The 17,152-nt window shown below is 45.0% G+C and carries 14 protein-coding genes and 1 tRNA gene; 5 read left to right on the top strand and 10 right to left on the bottom strand.

All coding sequences use genetic code 11. The features are described 5' to 3' along the window. Window positions 1-31 precede the first annotated feature (31 nt). On the bottom strand, window positions 32-2,710 hold the full coding sequence (gene glnD / locus RT064_RS06125) for a [protein-PII] uridylyltransferase (protein ID WP_313062455.1): 2,679 nt from the start codon (window positions 2,708-2,710) through the stop codon (window positions 32-34). A gap of 129 nt (window positions 2,711-2,839) precedes the next feature. Next, window positions 2,840-4,198, bottom strand: a complete 1,359-nt coding sequence (hemA, locus tag RT064_RS06120; protein ID WP_313062453.1) for a glutamyl-tRNA reductase — start codon at window positions 4,196-4,198, stop codon at window positions 2,840-2,842. Window positions 4,199-4,743: 545 nt separating this feature from the next. On the opposite strand from hemA, the gene RT064_RS06115 reads away from it, so the two are divergent. Both RT064_RS06115 and lolB read left to right on the top strand, forming a co-directional pair. Next, on the top strand, window positions 4,744-6,717 hold the full coding sequence (locus RT064_RS06115; protein ID WP_313062451.1) for a tetratricopeptide repeat protein: 1,974 nt from the start codon (window positions 4,744-4,746) through the stop codon (window positions 6,715-6,717). Window positions 6,718-6,976: 259 nt separating this feature from the next. Then, window positions 6,977-7,657: a lipoprotein insertase outer membrane protein LolB gene (lolB, locus tag RT064_RS06110; RefSeq protein ID WP_313062449.1), complete on the top strand. Its 681-nt coding sequence runs from the start codon at window positions 6,977-6,979 to the stop codon at window positions 7,655-7,657. Between the two features lie 74 nt (window positions 7,658-7,731). Here the strand turns inward: lolB and RT064_RS06105 are convergent, their stop codons facing one another. The 3 genes from RT064_RS06105 to RT064_RS06095 all read right to left on the bottom strand — a co-directional run bounded on the left by RT064_RS06105 (window position 7,732) and on the right by RT064_RS06095 (window position 10,917). Beyond that, a complete protein-coding gene (locus RT064_RS06105; protein ID WP_313062446.1) occupies window positions 7,732-8,499 on the bottom strand; it encodes a PAP2 family lipid A phosphatase in 768 nt (255 codons plus the stop codon). Between the two features lie 110 nt (window positions 8,500-8,609). Beyond that, complete coding sequence (locus RT064_RS06100) at window positions 8,610-10,256, bottom strand: phosphoethanolamine transferase (RefSeq protein WP_313062444.1); 1,647 nt, start codon at window positions 10,254-10,256, stop codon at window positions 8,610-8,612. 190 nt (window positions 10,257-10,446) lie between these two features. Beyond that, window positions 10,447-10,917, bottom strand: coding sequence for a type IV secretion protein Rhs (locus RT064_RS06095; protein ID WP_313062442.1), 471 nt, complete (start codon window positions 10,915-10,917; stop codon window positions 10,447-10,449). A 209-nt stretch (window positions 10,918-11,126) separates the two neighbouring features. On the opposite strand from RT064_RS06095, the gene RT064_RS06090 reads away from it, so the two are divergent. Both RT064_RS06090 and RT064_RS06085 read left to right on the top strand, forming a co-directional pair. Further along, window positions 11,127-11,525 (top strand): hypothetical protein, encoded by a 399-nt coding sequence (locus RT064_RS06090; protein WP_313062440.1) that lies wholly within the window; start codon window positions 11,127-11,129, stop codon window positions 11,523-11,525. Between the two features lie 122 nt (window positions 11,526-11,647). Next, window positions 11,648-11,723: transfer RNA gene (locus RT064_RS06085), tRNA-Phe, on the top strand. A gap of 91 nt (window positions 11,724-11,814) precedes the next feature. Here the strand turns inward: RT064_RS06085 and RT064_RS06080 are convergent. From RT064_RS06080 to tyrS, 5 genes are all read right to left on the bottom strand, one after another. Further along, window positions 11,815-12,051, bottom strand: coding sequence for a DUF1653 domain-containing protein (locus RT064_RS06080; protein WP_409519536.1), 237 nt, complete (start codon window positions 12,049-12,051; stop codon window positions 11,815-11,817). Beyond that, a complete protein-coding gene (locus RT064_RS06075) occupies window positions 12,032-12,430 on the bottom strand; it encodes an FKBP-type peptidyl-prolyl cis-trans isomerase (RefSeq protein WP_313062439.1) in 399 nt (132 codons plus the stop codon). The genes RT064_RS06080 and RT064_RS06075 overlap by 20 nt, the downstream gene beginning before the upstream one ends. A 2-nt stretch (window positions 12,431-12,432) precedes the next feature. Beyond that, window positions 12,433-13,404, bottom strand: a complete 972-nt coding sequence (locus tag RT064_RS06070; RefSeq protein ID WP_313062437.1) for a D-2-hydroxyacid dehydrogenase — start codon at window positions 13,402-13,404, stop codon at window positions 12,433-12,435. A 4-nt stretch (window positions 13,405-13,408) separates the two neighbouring features. Further along, the gene (locus RT064_RS06065) at window positions 13,409-14,164 is read right to left on the bottom strand and encodes a TIR domain-containing protein (protein WP_313062435.1); all 756 of its coding nucleotides are present in this window, start codon (window positions 14,162-14,164) and stop codon (window positions 13,409-13,411) included. Between the two features lie 99 nt (window positions 14,165-14,263). Then, window positions 14,264-15,484 carry a tyrosine--tRNA ligase gene (gene tyrS / locus RT064_RS06060; protein WP_313062433.1) on the bottom strand — a complete coding sequence of 407 codons (1,221 nt, stop codon included), beginning with the start codon at window positions 15,482-15,484 and terminating at the stop codon, window positions 14,264-14,266. 224 nt (window positions 15,485-15,708) lie between these two features. On the opposite strand from tyrS, the gene RT064_RS06055 reads away from it, so the two are divergent. Beyond that, window positions 15,709-16,938 (top strand): anhydro-N-acetylmuramic acid kinase, encoded by a 1,230-nt coding sequence (locus tag RT064_RS06055; RefSeq protein WP_313062517.1) that lies wholly within the window; start codon window positions 15,709-15,711, stop codon window positions 16,936-16,938. Window positions 16,939-17,152 lie beyond the last annotated feature (214 nt).

The following is a 17,152-nucleotide window of genomic DNA, read 5'->3' as shown; positions in this document are numbered from 1 at the left end:
GCCGCCGACTTTTCCCACTGACAATTTAAATTTAACTGATATTCAGCGTTTCTACCAATGCCTGTTTGAGTTTTTCAAGGCGCTCATCCGATAGCGGTTTGTCTTCATGGTCAGTGATAAAGAACATATCTTCGGCGCGCTCACCCAATGTGGTAATGCGGGCAAAATGCACTTCAATATCATGCGCCAAAAACACCTGCCCCACACGCGCGAGCAAGGCTGGCTGGTCAAGGGTTTCCAAAATCATCATATGCTGATTGGATTGCGGGTTAAAACTAAAAGACACTTTGGTAGGCACATGAAAATGCTTGAGCTGTCTAGGCATGCGTCGCTGCGCCACCTCAGGCAGCGTTGGACTAATAAAGGCTTGTTTTAGACGCTCAACGAGCTCAGTTTGGCGCTCGGTATCGGTGAGTAGCGTGCCATGTCGGTCAAGCAGTACGTAAGAATCTAGGGCAAAATCTCGCGAGGCGGTGATGACGCGCGCATCGAGTACATCCAAATCCATTTGGTCAAACACGGTCATGGTCACCGCAAATAAATTGGATTGATCATGGGTGTAGATAAACACTTGCACGGCATCGAGTGCCAACTCGCGATGTTCGCGCAAAATAATCAGCGGCTCAGGTTGCTCGCTCTCTGTGCGTCGTTTTTGTACCTCATCATGCGCCATGATGGCTTTAGAATGCCAAACAATATCGCTTGGGACTTCACGCAAAAAATACTCCTCTCCTAGCCCATCCCACAAGCTTTCAATGTCAGCCAAGCCATTATCACCCGCTAGCAAATCACGGGCGCTTTGCTTGTTACTGGCAATCATGTCTTGGCGGTTCATCGGCGCATCGATATCGGCTCGCAGGATACGGCGGGTTTGGGTATATAGTTGACGCATTAAGGTTGCGCGCCAACTGTTCCAAAGCTGCGGGTTGGTGGCATTCATATCGGCAACGGTGAGCACATACAAATAATTCAAATAAGTCACATTCCCGACTTTATCGGCAAATTCTGCGACAACTTCAGGGTCAGAGATGTCTTTTTTCTGCGCGGTCATCGACATTAATAAATGCTGAGACACCAACCAGCCGACAAGCTCGGCATCGGCTTGGCTTAACCCATGTGACAAGCAAAACTTGATGGCATCTTGCTCGCCAAGTTCACTGTGGTCACCGCCTCGACCTTTGGCAATATCATGGAATATCGCGGCTAACACCAGCATCTCTTTACGGTCAATACGGCGGTAGATACCACTGACAAGCGGATAGGTATCAACATAATTGTCATCGGTAAAGCGGTGCAACATACGTATCAACATCAAAATATGGGCATCCACCGTATAACGGTGGAATAAGTCATATTGCATCAACCCAGTAATTTGACCAAAAGCAGGCAGATAGCTACCTAGCACGCCATAACGCTTCATGACTCGTAGTCGCCAAAATAGCAGATTTTGCTCTTTGATATTGTCCATAAACATGGCTTTGTTGGCGGGATCATTGCGAAAATGCTCATCAATGCCCCGTGCGGCGATTTTCAAAATCCGTAGCGTGCGGGTACGAATATGGCGAATATTTTGCTGACCCATCAACAAAAACATTTCTAAAATCGCGGTCGGATGTTGGGCAAACACCCGCGTATGCGTCACCGCAATGCGATCACCGACCAGTTTGAAGCGCTCATTAATCACCTTACTCACCGGGCGCTGTTCATCGGGTAGACGCGCTTCAATCAACGTTTCATAATAATGCTGGGTGAGCATTTCAGACAATGTTGAGTTTGACATGGCATAGCGGTAATAATCGCGCATAAACTGCTCAACTGCGGCATTGGGATGCGAATTGTCACGGTAACCGATGCGCTCAGCAATCAGGCGCTGATAGTCAAATAAAACACGGTTTTCATTGCGTTTGGCAATTTTGTGCAGATGATGGCGAATCAACCACAAAAAATCTTCCGCTTCTTGCAGCTCATCAAATTCTTTTTCGGTAATAAATTCTTGCTGCACCAGTCCAAACAAGTTTGTCACGCGAAAATAGCGCTTACTAATCCAGCCGACAGTATGAATATCTCGCAAGCCCCCTGGCGCGTTTTTAAGGTCAGGCTCTAGGTTATACTCCGTCGAATTATGTTTAAGATAGCGCTCTTTGGCTTCTGCCATTTTGGCCTCATAAAACTTGGTTTGTGACCAGTTTTTATTAAGTAGCTGCATCGGCAACCCAGCTTGGGCAACATTGCCCGCCAAAATTCGTGCTTCTAACAGACTTGTTGCTACCGTGATATCATCGTGACAAGCCTTATCACATTCTTCAACAGAGCGCACCACTAAAGCAGGATCAATCCCAATATCCCAAAGCTTGGCAACGAATGGCGAAATTTTTTGGTTCAAGGCCTCATCAATCGGGTTTGGACTTAACAGCAATAAATCCACATCCGAAAACGGGTGCAACTCCCCACGCCCATAACCTCCTGTGGCAAACAGCGTCAAACCGGTTTGATCAAGTTCATACAACTCAAATAAGGCTGCCATCATGCTATCAATCGCACAGCAGCGCCCCATGACGACTTGGCGAATCGGTGTGCCAGATGCCAACGCCTTATCCAAGTCCGCTTCCACTGCTGCTAACCAAGCGGGTATACCAAGATTGGCTTCGCCTTGCAGGCTAAGCGCAGGCAGTGGGGTAAAATACGGTAGTATCGGTGGGCAAGTAAACATAGCAAATCCTAATCAACGCCATTGTTATCAGAGTTAGCAGAGCAATTTTAAGTATTACAAATTTGATGCAAAAAAGCTAGCCGCCGCTTGTAGCGAAAAATTGGGCTTAAAAGCTCAGCAATAGGAAAATTATTGCTTGTCAAAAGACGGTGACGCTGGCTCGTCATCAAGCAGGGTGTTGTTATGGGTGAGATAGGGGCATTTGTCTTTGCGAAAGGCATGGGTCAGATGTTGTGCCACAAAATTGACGGTTTCTACGGGCTGTTCGCTAGCCGTTTCTCGCAATAGCTTAGAGGGTGCATGGGTTAACGTTTGGGTGAGTTTACGGGTCAATTCGGTTAATACTGCTTCGGCTGCATGACCATCGGCAAGCTGCTGTAAGGATTGGCTTAAAATCATATCCGCATGGTGTTTGGCTTGCTCACGGTACTGCTGAATATCCTGACCCACTTGGCGCACCAAGTATTTGCGCTCAATCGCCACCACGATTTGGCTAACCAATAATTCTGCTTCTACGGCAGCTTGGCGACGCTGTTCAAGGTTGCCTGCAATCACATGTTGTAAGTCATCGATTGAGTATAAATACACGTCATCTAGCTCACTGACAGTAGGGTCAATATCGCGAGGCACGGCCAAATCAATCATTAACATGGGCTGATGACGGCGCTGTTTTAACGCCTGTTTCACCATGGTTTTATCAATTAAGGTATATAAGCTACCGCTACAGCTGGTTACAATATCCGCTTGCGGCAACACGCTGGGTAATTGATCAAGCGGGGTAATCTCAATGTGCGGCACAATCGCTTCAAGCTCAGAGGCGAGCAGCGCGGCACGCTCAGGACTACGATTACAGATGATGACTTTGCCGACACCAAGACCTGCGATATTGGTCGCAACCAACCGATTCATCTCCCCTGCCGCGACCACTAGCAAAGTGTTGTTGCTAGGTTTTTGAAAAATTTGGGTCACCAATTTGGCGGCGGCAAAGCCTAACGATACCGCTTGTGAGCCTACCCGCGTTTCGTTACGCACTTGTTTGGCGGCGGCAAATACTTGCTGAATCACCCAGCTAAGCTTACTCGAGATACCTTCTTTGGCACGGGATTGGCGCACCGCCTGTTTGATTTGTCCCAAAATCTGCGGCTCGCCCAAAATCATCGAGTCTAGCCCAGACGCTACCCGCACCCAATGTAGCAGTGCATGGTTATTTTGATATTGATACAGGTGTGGCGCGATTTTTTGCATGGGCGTGTTTTTAAAAGCCGCTAGCCATTCAATCACTTGTGACATCGTGCTAGTAAGGGTCTGTCCTTCAGGGGCTAGCGCATAGATTTCAGTGCGGTTGCAGGTCGATAAAATCACCGCGCCTTGGGTGATCGCTTTGAGCGAATCTAAGGCAATCGGCAAATCTTCAGCAGCAAACGCCAATTGCTCACGCATGGCAACTGGCGCTGTTTTATGATTTAACCCAATAACCAGAAGCTGCATATAACGTACTGACCTTAAAAATGACCGCGTTTATCAAAGCTGATTTTTGTGAAGCTAGGCGTGCTAGCTAAGCGACATCCAGCCCATATCATCCTATCGACATTTGTCATGCTTGATAACACAGGGGGAACAGTGGCAATATAAAGAAACCTAAAGCAACTTAATAATAACCACTTAATAAAAGTAAATTAGAAAAGTGGATTATTATACCATTGCTGATAACAAATGAAAAACATCCTGCTTTTTTGATTCAGGAAAATTCTTTAGCCATGCTTTAAAGCATTTCGATTTAAAGCATTAACATATCTAGCACACCTAATATTTTGAACGGTCATTCGAGCTATCATCATATTTTTTTACTTAACGCTGCCACATCTGCTCGTTTGGTTGCTATTTGCCCATACGATTTAACCATAATTCTACATAGTTCGACCAGTTAACCCCGTATAATTTAAGTTTCTCATGAACATTTTGTTACATCTTACTTGTCATTAACTGTAATACTGACTGTAATTTTTAGGTACGTTACTGTCCAAGCGAGCTAAATGCGAAAGTTGTTTCCAGCGGTTATTTCATCGGCTTGTTGCGCTGTGCGTGGTTGTCCCATCAATCCACGCTTTTTTGCGTCGAAATATGTCAAGCCTTATTGTTTATCGATTTGTTTACCGATGCATTTAACAACACCACATCAACTTTTTGTCAATCTAAAGCCGAATCTAAAACCGCTTCATACACTTAAACCCTCTACCGCTTTAGGCAAAAAGGTAGTCGCGACTACGGTCACGTTGGCAAGTTTATTGTTTAGCCCAGCGGTTTTTAGTGCCGGGGCAAATTTTGCATCTGCTAGTCAGTCTGTTAATCAGCCGAGTGCTGTGGTCAGCACCCACAAAGCTGATACCAAACCTACGGGGCGTCCTGCGCCGTCGATATTGCAGCCCACTAGTCTAAAGCAAAATTCCGCCAATGCCGTCACCCAGCCAAGCCTGTATGCGATTTTGATGGCAGAGTTTGCCGCAGATCGCGGTCGTATCGATCAGGCGTTAGCGACCTATAAGCAGCAGTCTTTTTTGGCGGATGCGGCCCCCGTATTTGAACGCGCCCTGGGTTTATCTTTACAAAATGAACCACCACAGTTGTCGCTCGCTTTTGCCAATGCGTGGCAGCAGCAAAACCCTGACCATGTGCCTGCGATTTTTTATGTGACCCATTTGGCACTCAAAGCGCACGAGTATGAATTAGCCGGCGAAAAGCTCAATCAAATTTTGCAGTACGATCCTGACGCTGATTTAAGTCAGATTTTGATTGGGATTTATCCCACCGAAACCCGTGACCAAGCTGAACTGCTTGCTACGCTCAATCGATTAGACATCAAAAACAACCCTTCATTACTGGTCATGAAAGCAGGTCTGCTGCTACAGTTTCAACAGCCCAAAGCCGCGTTAGTGGCGATTAATCGGGCGCTTAAAACCAACCCAAAAAGCCCGGCTTTTTTGACGTTAAAAGCAGATATCCTGCAAGCCTTATCGCCCAGTAATCAAGTGATTGCGTTTATTGCGAAGGCGCGTAAAACCGTGCCTGACAATAAAGCGCTCTTTGTCTATCAAATTCGCTATATGCTAAAGCAAGGCAAAAGCGCGCAGGTCTGGCAACAGCTCAATGCCACGGCTAATCAGCAGTTTTTGACAGATGAAGAAATCAAACTACTGGCCGCTTTGGTGGGTATTGATTTGAAAAAATACGCCGCAGCAGATCGCTTGCTCAAAGCATTGCTTGCCAGCCCCAACTTTAAGGACCAAGCCAATTATTATTTGGCTGTCAGTGCCGAACGCCAGAACCTACTCAATGATGCGATTGGCTACTATGGCAAAGTGATGCAACCTGACTTGGTGCTCAAAGCCAGACAGCAACAGATTGATTTATTAATCTCGCAAAAGCGTTTTGAGGAAGCGATTGCCAGTAGCATCAAGCTACGGGAGCAATTTGACAGTTTTGCGCCGCAAAGCTACATCATGCAAGCCAATATTTTGCAAAAAAATAACCAAACCGCGCAAGCATTAGCCTTGCTTAATAGCGCACAAACCAGTTTACCCAATAATACCGATATCTTATTTGCCAAGGTGTTGTTACTGCCGGATGATGATAACGCCAGTAAGCTGCGATTGTTAAAAGAATTGATTCGCCTTGCACCGGCAAACGTGGATTATCAACTCGAATATGCGCAAACCTTGGTCAATTTAAAACAAAATAATGAAGAAGTGACCGCCCTACTGACGGCATTAATCAATGATAAAGAAGTCGGTTTAAAGGCGCGGCAAATATTGTCGCAACAAGCGCTGCATCAGTTTGATAACGCTACCGTCATTAGTCTGTTATCAGATAATTTTGATATCGTACCCGATGTGATTAGCGGCCTGCTGCTACAACAAGCGTACTTAAATTTGGGTAACCAAAAAGAAGCGGATCGCATCAACCAAATTTTGGTCAATGAGCTCGGTTATCAACCCGAAAATCTGCAATAGCGCTGCCTAAAATCGTCTCTAAGCATGACGACTAGCGAACAATGACGGTTGTAAGGCAGATAGATGACAGGTAAATGGCAGATAAACAACAGATAAATAACAACCGCTTTTTCACCAATTTGAGCAGTTAAGTAAAACAGGCTTAACAATGGCTATTTATAGTTTACCCATCAGTTTTTTAAACCATCATACTTGAGCACAACCAGTTAACATTTGATGAAAACTTGATTAACAAATTTGATTAACATTTGAGGATATTATGCATTTATTACCAGCTATCACCAGCAAAATCACGGGGTTAAGTATTGCCTGTTTGGGCATCAGTAGCATGCTGCTAACAGGCTGTCAGTCAGTACAAGCAACTACCAAACCCATCACAGCCAAGCCTGTCGCCACAGGGATGACAACCCCTGTGGTCAATACCCAAACAGCCACGGCGCCATCGACCACCACTAATCAGCAAGCGGCTGCAAGTACGCTACCAAGCACGCAATTTACCATCAATGGTAAAATTGGCATGACCACGCCGCAGCAGGCAGGCAGCGCGTTTTATATTTGGACACAGCAAGGTCAAAACTTTGCCATTGAGATTGCCGGTGCGATGAATGCAGGTCAAACCAAAATCAGCTACAATGGTCAATCTGCGACGTTAACCAACGAAAAAGGCACCATCAATGCCGCTACCCCTGAAGAATTGCTATTACGTGCAACCGGTTGGCAAGCGCCCATCTCACAGCTGCCTTACTGGATTCAAGGACAGCCAGCACCCAGTGATGCCAATGGTAAAAAAGACAGCACTAATCGCCTAGTGAGTGCCCAAAATGGCGATTGGACAGCCACCTTTAGCTATAGCAACAGTAACGATAAACTGCCTTCTCGCTTAACTGCTAGTCATCCCGATGGCTATAAAGTGGTGATGACCATCAATCGATTAAGCTAGCTATAAAACCATGAAACCAAAAAAAAGCGTGGGGTGTTCCTCAACGCTTTTTTATAGCTTTATACCATGAACTATTAGCGCTTCGAATTTTTTGCGGACGTATTTTTAGCATACAACCGACACCAAGCCCATGTCACCGCTGCGCAAATCCCCCATGCCAAGCTCATAGATACCAGGGTATGACTGAAAAAATGGTCACCTATCAACATTTTATACCCACCCATTAGCCAAGCTATCACCGTCACCATCGCTGCGATTTGCCAGCGCTTGTGCCAAAGACTTGGGATAAATGCCCAAGCATACAGGGCAAACCCAGCACTGGCATGCGCCGCAGGGAAGCATTTTGAGCGGGTTCCGGCTCGGATGTCTTCTAGTATCGTTAGATAGGGATATTCACCGCCAAAAATTTGCAAGTGATTGGGACACACCACATGAGTCACCCCTTTAAGCGATGCGATAATCAAAGGTACCAAAACCATCACGATAAATAGATAGCCCATTTCAGTCAGTGATAGTGAGCTAAAAGGCTTAAACCATGCCTGTTGCTTGGCAAGCCAATGACTCGATGCACGGCGTTGTAATAAGTAGCGTTGTAGCCATGCGATGGCCATATAGACTTCAAACGCAATTAATAATCTTTTGGGAATGGTATAAAAAATTAAGTTAGGGAGTAGTGATTCTTTGGCAAGCAGCCAGCCATCTGTGGGGGAATAAAAATACTGGCTGATGGCTACATCAATAGCACTGTGCTCCAGCGTTAGCGTAAAGATGATGGCCATCACCAGTCCGAGCACGGTCTGCCTACTGGCAAAATTTTTTAATTTAGCGATCTTTATATTCATCTATTTTGAACCATCTATCTTACCGTCACTGTCGCTGGGGTTGGACGCACTTTTTATGTCTAACATTACTTAAATGGCTCTAATTACCCAAATGGCTTTACTGGATAACTTTACTTGATAAATAATGGTTTGCCTTGTACGGTTTGCGCACGCACATCAAACAGTTTTAACAAAGTTGGGGTAATGGCATCATGGGTGAGCTCAGTATTAGATGGCACTGCTTGAATGCCTGAGTGCTTACCTGCCCAAAACATCGATGCGACGTGTTTTTGCGCTTTAGGCGCGATTTTATAAGGCATGCCATGTAAATAGATGCCGTTTTCGCCCAGACTTTCACCGTGGTCACTGACATACAGCATCGCCACTTGGTGGGTGCTGTCATATTTGTCTAACCAGTTCACCGTTTTTGCCAAAAAGTCATCGGTGGCAAGTAGCGCATTGTCAAAGGCATTAATCACGCTTTGTGGGTCGCATTTGGCAAGTTCATTGCTTTGGCAGACAGGGGTGAATTTTTCAAATTGCTTATCATATCGTTTAAAATACGCAGGTCCGTGATTACCCATTTGGTGTAGCACAATTAGGGTGTCTTGGTTAAGCGTATTCTGGTTAGCTTGTTGTTTGACGTAGTCATCTAAGCCTACTAGCATACCCACATCGCGGCACTCGCCATAGGGGTTGGTATTACACATCGTATTGTTGCGCGCGGTTTTATAATCGACAAAATCCGCCGCGGGCAAACGATTAGTGACGCCTTTTGAGCTTGAGTTGTTATCACGCCACAAGATATTGATCTTTAGGCGATGTAAGGTATCAAGTACGTTTTCTTGGTAGTTGGCGGTATCCACATCGTAGTCTTTCATACCGACATAACTAAACATACAAGGCACCGAATAAGCGGTTGAGGTACCACAGGCGATGACTTGGTTAAAATTAGTTACCCCAGCCGTCGCAGCCATCTGCGGAAAGGTGGTTCGGTTATACCCATTTAGCTGCACATGGTCGCCGCGCGCGGTTTCCCCGACCACCAATACCACCAGTTTTGGCTTACGGGTGGTGGAATTGCTCACCTGCACCGCATCGGTTGCATGCATGATTTGGGTTTTGGGAGCTTGTGCTTGTTTGAGCTGTATACTGGCAAGTTTACCCAGTGCATATACAGGGGTCGCAGGATTGGTATAACTACGAAGCTGTTTATGTTCACGGAAAAAACTGGCGTAATTTTTACTCATCGCCAAAATCGGTAACACCACCAAGCCGAGGCTGACCAAATATGTCAAGCCGCGCTGCAATAGACTGCGCTTGATGGGGGGAAATGTGACCTTTTGCCACGCCACCCAAACACTAGGCAATACCCCAAGCAATAAAATGCGTAAGATAAAATTGACGTTAAACAAATCGGCACTTTCTGCTTTATCGGTTTGTAGCGCGTTTTGTAGCATATTCACATCATAGACAGTGCCATAAGTATCAGTAAAATACGCCGTGACTGCCGCGGTCAATAGCAAAAAAATCAATACCGCTTTAAGGGTGTAACGATAGCTAAGCAGCACAATAACCAGTAGCATCACACCGCATAGCACCAATGGCAATGAGCCTATAAACCCAATATGCTGGGTAAACGGATAGACTTCAGTGGCTTTATCAAAGAAAGTAACGTTTGCGGTCAGGGTCAAAAATAGCGCGACAATACCCATCATCACATAAGCATTGATACCTTGCTGACGCCATGCTACCCATCGAGAGTTATTCACTGACATACGATTACTCACCTTATCCAAATGCACCAAAAAATAGCCATTATATAATAACCAAATTTAGGATGAGGCTATCATACAGATTTAGCTTAACTGAAACTTAAGACACCCATCTATCAAGCAATTATGCTAAAAAACTACCGCAATCGCTACAAACATTGGGTGATGACAGCGACACAGAGAGTTGATAACGCTAGGCGGTGGCAGGCTGTAAACTGGCAAACGGAATAAAGGCGAGTAATGGCTCATAATCCTGTTTGAGTTCACGTTTTCGATAATAATCTTCCACCATACGCGCTTGCTGCTCTATACCATAACGACCAAATGGCTTATTGGCTTGCAGCTCGTAGCTATAGCGCCGATTGAGCAGGGCGCGGCGAAACACCTTAATGCCTTGTTGGATTTGCCAAACATGGGTCAATTCATGCACCAGCCACGCGCGCAGATAGACATTTTGCTGACTAAAATCATCACAAAAATCTGCTGGATGAAAATACACATGACCATTGGGACTAACCGCATAGCCTTTGAGTACCCACCATGCGGTTTTTAGGCGTATACTATCAAGCTGTAACGTATCACCAAATACGCTACCCGCGATGGCTTTTTCGCCCTCGGTTAATGGACGGCATCGAGCAGGTTGTTTTGAAAAACACATCATCATTTCACAGAGTTTGTCCAAGATTTGGTTAAGCCAAAAAAGCCATCACGGCTTACCAACGTGCTGCCCAACGCCTTACCAAAGCATTGACAGCTTTTATTTTCAGCAAAAAACACGGAATAACAATTACAAGTTTGTTGGTATCCTATACTATTTTATACTAAATCAACATGCGCTAATTAAAACGTGAGCTAATTAACAAGGAGGGCTTTATGCCATTAGAATCCGTTGCCATCAATAACTTTGAAAACAACAGCATTGACGATCCTGAACTTAAATTGCGGGTGGAAAAATTGTACGACAGCTCGCCTGAGTTTGCTACAGGTCGTGATGCTTTGGCGTTTTTTGAAAAGGCCTTTGCCAAAGGTGATATCCTTTATTTGGGGATGTTTAATGAAAAACCGATTGCCGCGATTGGCTGCTTTAATGAAGGCATCGAGTCTAGCCGCTTGCTACAGTATATTGTGCTGCATCCTGCCAATCGCGGGCGCGGTCTTGCCCCCAAATTCGTCAAGCAAGTCACCGACATTGAGCGCAAAAAAGGCAATACCAAGTTTGTACCTGGCTGCGGCGCCATTCATCGTATTTTAGCCATGTATGAGTTGATATAACTTGATATAACTTGGGATTTTGCCAGTTACTAGCAACTTTTTGCAAAAAGTTTAAAATAGTGCTTGACACCTTTGGCGATTTTTAGTTTAATAGCCGCTCAAATACTGATGCTGACAAACATGGCGCGGTAGCTCAGTCGGTAGAGCAACGGATTGAAAATCCGTGTGTCGGCAGTTCGATCCTGCCCCACGCCACCATTATTTGTCTTAGGTATAAATCGATTAACCCCAAGCTTATTAGTTTGGGGTTTTTTGTTGTCGATTATTTTTATATCAATTACCGCCAAACTTAACTGTCTAGCGGTTTTATCAGCTTAAATCTTGGCACAGCTTCGCCATTGAATTCTACCGTTTCGGCAAACATCGCAAGCGGTCGCACCCAAACCCCATACGCTTGGTAGAGCGCACGGTAGACGACCAATTCCTCTTCAGTCTCGCTATGTTTGGCGATGTGCAGCACTTGATACAGATTGCCTTTGTAGTGCTGATAAATACCCAATTTAATCTCAATCACGAGTTTTGACATCCAACAATTCAATTTCAAAGGTTAAGTCTGAATTTGGCGGGATTTTCCCGATTTGGCGCTCACCATACGCCAAGTGACTTGGCACGATGAGTTTGCGCTTGCCACCGACTTGCATGGCTATGAGATTGGCAGGGTCTTCAACTTGACTGTCATAGCCGATTTTTTGAGCGTATTCGCCACCCAAGACGCCCACGTCCCAACCTTTAATCACCCGCCCTGTGCCAATCACGGTTTCAAACGGTTGCCCGCGGTGATGTGATGAGTCAAACACCGTGCCATCTGGTAGATAGCCCGTGTAATGCGCGGTAATCAGTGCCCCACGCTCGGCGGTTTTGCCAGTGCCAATAGTTAGGTCCTGAAATTGCAGTTTACTTGTCATATCTATTTTCCGTTATTTTCGTTATTTCCCTTATGGGATAGTTGGGTAAACTCTTGCACTTGCTGACACAATATGTCCCACAGGTTAAGCTGGGCATTGACGCTGCCCCACGCATTATGGGGGGTAAAAATCACTCTTGGGTGGTCTTTAAGTGTGAGTAATGGGTCGTTGTCTTTAATCGGCTCATCTTCAAACACATCTGCCCCATAGCCTAATAATTTACCTTGTGTTACGGCATCAGCCACTGCCTGACTATCGACCACGCCGCCGCGCGCGACATTGATAATCAACGGTTTCTTTGTCATTTTGGCAATGGTATCGGCATTCACTAAATGCTGCGTTTGCTCCGTCAATGGACAATGTAGGGTAATGACATCGGACTGAGCAAGGACATCATCAAACGCGCTATAATCGCTATTTCTTGGCGGTTTGTTTTGGTGTTCGGCTATCAATACTGTCATACCAAAGACTTTGGCAATTTCCCCAACCCGTTTGCCAATCGTACCATAGCCAATAATGCCCAGCGTTTTGCCTTCAAGGTCAATAAGTGGCGTGTCGAGCAGACAAAAGCGACCATCTTTCTGCCAGTCACCCTTGACCACTTCATGATGATAGTGGCGAGCCGCTCGCATGGCTGAGAGTATCAGCATAAAGGTATGTTCGGGGACGCTTTTGAGCGCATAGCCTGCGACGTTTTTAACAGTAATGCCGTGCTTGTCACAAGCGTCTTTATCGACGTTGTTCATCCCTGTGGCGGTCAGTTGGATGAGTTTGAGCTTTGGAAGCTGCGCGATAATTTCGGCGGTAAGCTCAACTTTATTGGTGATAACAATATCCGCGTCTTGGCAACGCTCAATGATGATTTTGGGGTCATTGGGCGTTTGTGCATAGACTTGATAGTCGCTAAGTCCATGTGGGGGTGTTAACTCTACATCAGCGGAAAAGGTGGCTCGGTCGAGGAAGATGGCTTTCATTTTTTCAACCCACCTTATTTAAATCTATATTGTAGCCTACCGCTTGCATCTCTTTAGCTATTTTATATTGCCAAGCCCCAGCCGAATCCATTGGTTCATAAACTACACCATCAATATCACTTGGTTTTTCAACGCTACCTTTTACCAAAGCTACTACTTTTTCTCTTCTAAGTTTAGACACTAAGTAACCATGTTCAAAAATTACGTTCTGTCTAGCCCTAGCATTAAGTTCGTTTGATTTTTCTTGTGAGTTGCCAACATCGCAAGGTGTATAGAGAACTATTCCAAATCCAACATCTGTTTCACGTTCAATTTTTTCAATAATAGTAGCACCTAAATTAGGTCTTTCATGCAAAATTACTGCCTCTAACCCTAACTTTTCAATAAATCTAGCGACTTCTGTTTTCGCTAAATCATCATGTCCATGAACAATAAAAACTTTAGTTGGTTCACTAATATATTGATTTTGAGAAACTGGTGTTTGAGTAAATATTGTTAAATCTTCAATCATATTATCTATCAGACCAACACATCTTTTTTTACCACTTTCCCATGCTTCCATACTTTCAGATTGAGTTTTGGAATACATTCTAAAGAATGAAATTCGTTCTAAATCATCAATATAACTTGAAGGTCCACCAAATAGTCTTTCAATATATATTCTTAGTTTTTGTAAAAGAGTACTTTTTTTAGCTTCATCTTGAAATTGTAAATCTATAAACTCATTTTTCAACTCTTCAAGTTTAGGTATATAATTCATTGTCATTATTTCCAATATAAATTTTAGGCAAAATTATTAGCAATTATATAAGACCCTACTATCAACATTAACTTTGCCTAAAAGACATTACAAATTAAATCACTCAACCGTCACTTTCGCATACGCTTTTTTGCCTGCTTGAATCACCACCGTTTGTCCTGCACTGAGGGCAAATCCTGCATCCACCACCTGCCCATCCACTTTCACCGATTGGTTTTTCAAAAAGTCTTTCGCTTGCGCTGAGTTTTTTACCAAATTGGCTTGGTTTAACACTTGGGTGATAAATAACTGCGCTTGCCCATCAAGGCTAATCGTCACCTCTGGCAAATCCAATGGCAACTCACCATCTACCAAGCGATTGCCCGCTGATTTGTGAGCGTTTTCGGCGGCTTCTTTGTCATGGAAACGCTCAATCAGCTCTAGTGCCAAAATACGTTTGACTTCTTGCGGATTGCGCCCGTTTTCGATGTCTTTTAGCAAGGCTTCGACTTCATCCATGGGTTTAAAGCTAAGTAGCTCAAAATAACGCGCAATCAAAGTGTCTGGCATGGACAAGATTTTTTGGTACATTGAGCCTGCGCTGTCGTAAATACCGATGTAATTGCCAAGCGATTTGCTCATTTTTTGTACGCCGTCTAAACCTTCCAAAATCGGCACGGTGATACAGACTTGTGGCACTTGGCCGTAGCGAGATTGCAGGGTACGACCCATGAGTAGGTTAAAGGTTTGGTCAGTACCACCTAGCTCAACATCGGCTTGCATGGCGACTGAGTCATAACCTTGCACCAGTGGGTACAAAAATTCGTGAATCGAAATCGGCGTTTGACTGTGATAGCGTTTTGAGAAGTCATCGCGCTCGAGCATACGAGACACGGTTTGCTGGCTTGCCAAACCAATCATGTCGCCTGCCGACATTTTGCTAAACCAGTCAGAGTTAAACATCACTTGGGTTTTGGCGGGGTCAAGGATTTTAAATACTTGCTCTTTATAAGTTTGGGCATTCTCCAAGATTTTTTCTTCAGACAATGGCGGACGAGTGGTATTTTTACCCGTTGGGTCGCCAATGCGCGCGGTGTAATCCCCAATCAAAAACAACACTTGGTGTCCCAAATCCTGAAAATGCTTGAGTTTATTGATTAAAACCGTATGACCCAAGTGCAAATCGGGTGCGGTCGGGTCAAACCCTGCTTTGACTCGCAGTGGGCGGTTTTCTTTGAGTTTTTTAATTAAATCGTCTTGCGAAATAATTTCGTGCGTACCACGTTGGATGAGTTTGAGTTGTTCTTCTGCTGGTAAAAATCTATGAGTAGAATCGGTCATGCTTACCTCGAAAAAAGCGCGGGTTAAAACGGCTGAAAAAAAGTGAAGTTTAGCCATTATAGCAAATTTGCAGATAAAATAAGGCAGGCTTTTAGTATGCTATAATCAAGGCACTCTCTACTTTGACAGCCCTAACGAGAATAATTATGAGCCAAACGTTGCCGACTGGACTACCTGCCAACCTGCCTTTTGATGAAGGTTTTTTTAGCCATTTTACCGACATCATGGATGATATGATGACCACCAAAGAAAACCCACTTGCCGACTCGCCGTATGTGATTGGCATGATGGGTGGCACCAGCCTTGACGGACTCGATGCGGTGCTGTGCCAGTTTTATGAGATTGATGAAGACAATGATGAGCCTGTCGAGATTTTGGCGACGGTGAGCGAGCCGTTTCCCGCTGATTTACGCGCCGTGTTGTTAGCGCTCACCCAACCAAACGGGGTGGCACAACTCATCGCTGATGAGAATTTGGCGTTCGAGAGCGAACTGGATGTATTCGGTTGGGCGAGCGTGTTTTATGCTGAGTTTGCCGCAAATTTGGTCAATCAATTGCTCGAGAAAGCGCAGGTGACCCCTGATGAAGTAACCGCGATTGGTTGTCATGGGCAAACCGTGCGTCATCGTCCACAGTGGTCATTTAGCTTACAACTGCTTGACCCGAATGTACTCGCTGAGCGCACTGCTATTGCGGTGGTGAGCGATTTTCGGCGCCGTGATATGGCAGTGGGTGGACAAGGCGCACCACTCGTGCCTGCGTTTCACCAGGCCATGTTTGCTACACCGCCTTATCATGCCGATAAATTCATGCCAAAAGTGATTTTAAATTTAGGCGGTATTGCCAATATTACGGTACTTGATGGCAGCGATGATGTGATTGGATTTGATACAGGGGTGGCAAATTTGCTCATTGATGCTTGGTGCCAGCGTCATACCCAACAAGCTTATGATTACAATGGCGATTGGGGAAAATCGGGGCAAGTGATTGAGCCATTATTAAATTTGCTTTTAACCCACCCATTTTTTGCCAAGCCGTTCCCAAAAAGCACCGGGCGAGAGGAGTTTAATTTGGCTTGGCTTGACGCTATGCTAGAACAATTGGGTCAGCAATTCCCCAATTTGGCGTATTCACCTGCCGATGTACAAGCGACATTGGTGGCGCTTACCGCCAAATCCGTCAGCGATGCCATTGTGTCCGTCACTGCTGGTGCGCAAGGCGAGTTGTTTGTCTGTGGCGGTGGGGCGTTAAATGCCTATTTAATGAGCCGTTTACAAGATAATTTAGCCACTTGGAGCATACAAACTACTGATAAAATTGGGTTGTCGCCGTTGTGGGTCGAAGCCGTAGCGTTTGCGTGGCTGGCTCAGCAGACGATTTTGAACGTACCGAGTAACTTACCCAGTGTCACCGGGGCAAATAAAAAAGTGGTATTGGGACAGGTATGTTTTTAACACGGCGCGTGTTTTTTACATCGACAATGACATTGATAGCACTTACTTATAGCGCTGACATATAACACTTAACTTATAGCCTTTATACTGGGCTTCGGTCATCTTTGGGTAAGGGCTAATGTTGTTCAAAGGGCTAAAGATTATATACAATCAACCTAAAGACGTTAAAGTTATTGTGTTTACACTCGTACACTATTTTTGCTAAACTTTCATA

It is taken from the genome of Moraxella sp. CTOTU49097, assembly GCF_032064105.1.
Taxonomy (GTDB): domain Bacteria; phylum Pseudomonadota; class Gammaproteobacteria; order Pseudomonadales; family Moraxellaceae; genus Faucicola; species Faucicola osloensis_B.
Note: the sequence above shows the minus strand (reverse complement) of the source record. Positions and strands in the feature narration are given on the sequence as shown.

Excerpts from the sequence above, each read along its gene's own strand:
- glnD (WP_313062455.1), bottom strand. The coding sequence starts at position 2,710 with ATGTTTACTTGCCCACCGATACTACCGTATTTTACCCCACTGCCTGCG.
- hemA (WP_313062453.1), bottom strand. The coding sequence starts at position 4,198 with ATGCAGCTTCTGGTTATTGGGTTAAATCATAAAACAGCGCCAGTTGCC.
- RT064_RS06115 (WP_313062451.1), top strand. The coding sequence starts at position 4,744 with ATGCGAAAGTTGTTTCCAGCGGTTATTTCATCGGCTTGTTGCGCTGTG.
- lolB (WP_313062449.1), top strand. The coding sequence starts at position 6,977 with ATGCATTTATTACCAGCTATCACCAGCAAAATCACGGGGTTAAGTATT.
- RT064_RS06105 (WP_313062446.1), bottom strand. The coding sequence starts at position 8,499 with ATGAATATAAAGATCGCTAAATTAAAAAATTTTGCCAGTAGGCAGACC.
- RT064_RS06100 (WP_313062444.1), bottom strand. The coding sequence starts at position 10,256 with ATGTCAGTGAATAACTCTCGATGGGTAGCATGGCGTCAGCAAGGTATC.
- RT064_RS06095 (WP_313062442.1), bottom strand. The coding sequence starts at position 10,917 with ATGATGATGTGTTTTTCAAAACAACCTGCTCGATGCCGTCCATTAACC.
- RT064_RS06090 (WP_313062440.1), top strand. The coding sequence starts at position 11,127 with ATGCCATTAGAATCCGTTGCCATCAATAACTTTGAAAACAACAGCATT.
- RT064_RS06080 (WP_409519536.1), bottom strand. The coding sequence starts at position 12,051 with ATGTCAAAACTCGTGATTGAGATTAAATTGGGTATTTATCAGCACTAC.
- RT064_RS06075 (WP_313062439.1), bottom strand. The coding sequence starts at position 12,430 with ATGACAAGTAAACTGCAATTTCAGGACCTAACTATTGGCACTGGCAAA.
- RT064_RS06070 (WP_313062437.1), bottom strand. The coding sequence starts at position 13,404 with ATGAAAGCCATCTTCCTCGACCGAGCCACCTTTTCCGCTGATGTAGAG.
- RT064_RS06065 (WP_313062435.1), bottom strand. The coding sequence starts at position 14,164 with ATGAATTATATACCTAAACTTGAAGAGTTGAAAAATGAGTTTATAGAT.
- tyrS (WP_313062433.1), bottom strand. The coding sequence starts at position 15,484 with ATGACCGATTCTACTCATAGATTTTTACCAGCAGAAGAACAACTCAAA.
- RT064_RS06055 (WP_313062517.1), top strand. The coding sequence starts at position 15,709 with ATGGATGATATGATGACCACCAAAGAAAACCCACTTGCCGACTCGCCG.